General features: G+C 64.3%; 2 protein-coding genes. Both read right to left on the bottom strand.

Annotated features, from left to right (window positions below; all coding sequences use genetic code 11):
- A partial coding sequence (locus tag GO615_RS27455; protein ID WP_169133020.1) for a c(7)-type cytochrome triheme domain-containing protein occupies positions 1–612 on the bottom strand: 612 nt, incomplete at its 3' end.
- A 105-nt stretch (positions 613–717) separates the two neighbouring features.
- On the bottom strand, positions 718–2,865 hold a 2,148-nt coding region (locus GO615_RS27450; protein WP_211167403.1), incomplete at its 5' end, for a serine-rich family protein.

The raw sequence follows: 2,865 nt of genomic DNA, 5'->3' as shown, positions 1-2,865 counted from the left end.
AGGTGACGGTGGGTGGGGGGGGGCAGTCGTGGCCTCTGCTTGCGCCTCAGCCTCCTGTCGTGCGAGCTCCGCGAGGGCGTCCTCCCGTTTCATGCTGTGGCAGCGGCTGCACTCGGTGAGCGGGAACGCGACGGCGCCGTGGCATACCCCGCACTGCTCGCCCTGAAGTATCAGAAACATGCTGATCGCTGTCGCGCCGCGTTTTTTCTTGAACAGGTGGTCGTGGCAGTTGGAGCAATCCAGCCATTCGTTATGTACGCTATGCGGAAAGCGTACGGCAGGCATCCCGCCTTTCAGGTTGAGGAAGACATCCTTGTTGTACTCCCCGGTCTTGACGAGGGTCTTCAGGCTGCTGCGCGGCTTGATCTGTCCCTGCTTCAATGCCTCCACCCAGCGCACCTGATTGCCTGCGGTGTCGGGCGCAAGCTTCGACAATGCCTCAGCGGGTTGCTGGAGGATTTTCGTCGCCGGGCCCTTCGGGTCGCGCAGGCCGTCCTCGGCGATCGAGGGCCAGCGTGGCTGTTGTGCCGTAGCGGGGAGCGACAGAAGGCAGGCCAGGGCAATCAGTAGTCGGGCCGAGCGCGCGAGGGCAACGGACCTGAGAATCGACATCGTTCTTCCGTTTCCATTCCAGACGTTCCCGATTGTCGAGCTGGCTCGCGGCCGGGAGGTTGCGGCAGCTTAACCCAAGAGTCGCCGGACGCTAAGCCCTTCGACCTAGAAGGAGCCGAACTGACGTCCGACCCGGAAGAACAGGAGTTCGCTGCGGCGTCCTTCGATTTCGGCGATGCGCAGCTGCAGCTCGGTGTCGAGGCGTCCGATGCTGTAGCGAAGCCGTTGATCGAGATCCAGCGTCGCCCTGTCGGGGTTGCGTTCGGCGTCGGGGTCGCCGCGTCGGCGCGCATCGTCACGGGTGGTATTCGCACGGAAATCGAGATTGTAGCGCAGGCCGCGGATGCCGAAGAGGCGGCTGTGACCGTACCCCAGTCCGCCGGAAAGGCTGCCGTTACGCGACTTCGAGGTGTCCTCGACAATCACGGGGCGCCCGAATTCGTCGGTCAGGACGACCCGGTCTCCGCTCGCCGACTGTTGCCTGGAGAGCTGCCAGGTGAGGTTGGAGTAAAGCTGGGAGTAGGCGTTGATGCGCCAGTTGCCGCTGAGCTGAACGTTGAGCATCTGGTACGAGCTGGGGCTGTCCCCGTAAACTCTTGTGTCCGACACGCTGGTGCTCAGAAAACCTGAAAGGCTGTCGCCGGCACTGGCTTGCAGGCTGAGGCTCGCCCCGTTGGTAAGGGAGTTGGTGCTGACCGCTCCCAGGCCGGTGCTGCGGCTGCTCGAGAGCGATTGGTTCAGGTTCCCGCTGAGCGTCGATAGCTCAGTGGTGAGCCAGCTGCGATTGACGGAATGACCGAAAGTCACGCTGTTCGAGCGCAGGCTGCCGCCATCCGTCGAGGTCGTGTTGGACACGGAGGCGGAGCCGTACCAGTTGTACATCGTGCTGGTTCCCAGGGTGATCGCGTCGCCGGTGTAATTCGCGCCCAGATTCTGGTTGGTCGAAGTGGCCCCGTTGCTGCTCGAGTTTACGCCGAGCGTGCCAAAGAAGCTCAGGTTGCGGCTGGCCTGGTAGCTGAGGCTCGCCGAGCCACCCAGGTTCGTGCTGTCGAAGCTCGTTTCGCCAATGTCGCTGCGGCTCTGGAAGTACCGCACGTTGGCCGTCCCGCGCCAGTTCGAGTCTTCGGGAGTCCATGACGCATAGCTGAACAGCTGGGCGCTCTGGGTCGTCCCGCCCAATCCCGCTGCCTGGTCTCCCAGCTCGAAGTCCTGGTGGGTGTAGCTCGCGCTGGAGTTGAATGTCAGCTCGTCGCTCATGCGATAGCCGTGGGTGCCGAGGATGAAGAAGTCCTTGGTCGACTGCTCGATTGTGTCATTGGTCGACAACGAGGCATTGGTCGAGAACGAGTGCCGGTCGAAATTCGAGTTGAAAGTCCCCGTAAAGCGATTCACCACATCGGAGCCGAAGCTGCCGTCGAGTTCGCTGCGGTCGTACTGGCCCGAGGTCGTCCAGCTTCCACGCATCGGCCGGTAGTCCTGACGCAGCGAAAGGCGCGTGCGCCGCGTGTCATTCGCGACGATGGAACCGTCGCTGCGGCTGTCCGATACGCCGAGGCTTGCCTGGAACGGGAAGCGGCTTTGGGGAAAGAGATTGAGTGTGCCGCTTCCGTTGATCGAGGTGCCGGTAAGATTGCTGCTCGCGGCCGAGCCGTCACCCCCGGTTTGGGCTCTTATCGTGGTCAGCCCGATATCGCCCGAAACGAGGGCGATGTACGGCTGCATGATGTAGGAATTGACCCGCAGCCGTGCCTCGTAGACCTGCTCCGTCGATGCCGCAGATTCGTCTCCCGAGCGTCGCCGGAAGCCGGCGGAAAGCTCTCCGCCCCAACGAATAGGTGCAATGCCCCATCCGCGTTTGGCTGCCGCGGAGCCGAGCTTGGCGCGATCGGCCGGGGATGGGCTGGCATTGCGCGCCGGCGGCGGTGATGCCTGGGTATCGTCCGCAGGCGGGAAGTCGGCGTCCCCGATGACTGCCGCGTCGCTGGCTGCCGAAATCGAGGCCAGCTCGGTGCGCGGGGGCGTCGAGTCCGACGTGGGAGTGGCAGCGCGAGCAGGGGGGCGCCTTCCCGTTTCCTCGGTTCGCACTTCGGATCGCGTGCCCTGCCCGGGGCGCGGCGGCGCGGGGGCCGGCGTCGGCCCCTTGTCGGCAGGTTCCGGAGTCTGTGGCGCTGCAGGCTGCTGGGCGGAGGTGGTTCGAATTGCAGTTAGTGCAGGCAATACCGCTGCCAGGCGAAGCCGGGGATGCGGTTCGGG

The sequence above is a fragment of the Aromatoleum evansii genome, from assembly GCF_012910805.1.
GTDB classification, from domain to species: domain Bacteria; phylum Pseudomonadota; class Gammaproteobacteria; order Burkholderiales; family Rhodocyclaceae; genus Aromatoleum; species Aromatoleum evansii.
The sequence above is the reverse complement of the archived record's forward strand: the minus strand, read 5'-3'. Positions and strand labels throughout refer to the sequence as shown.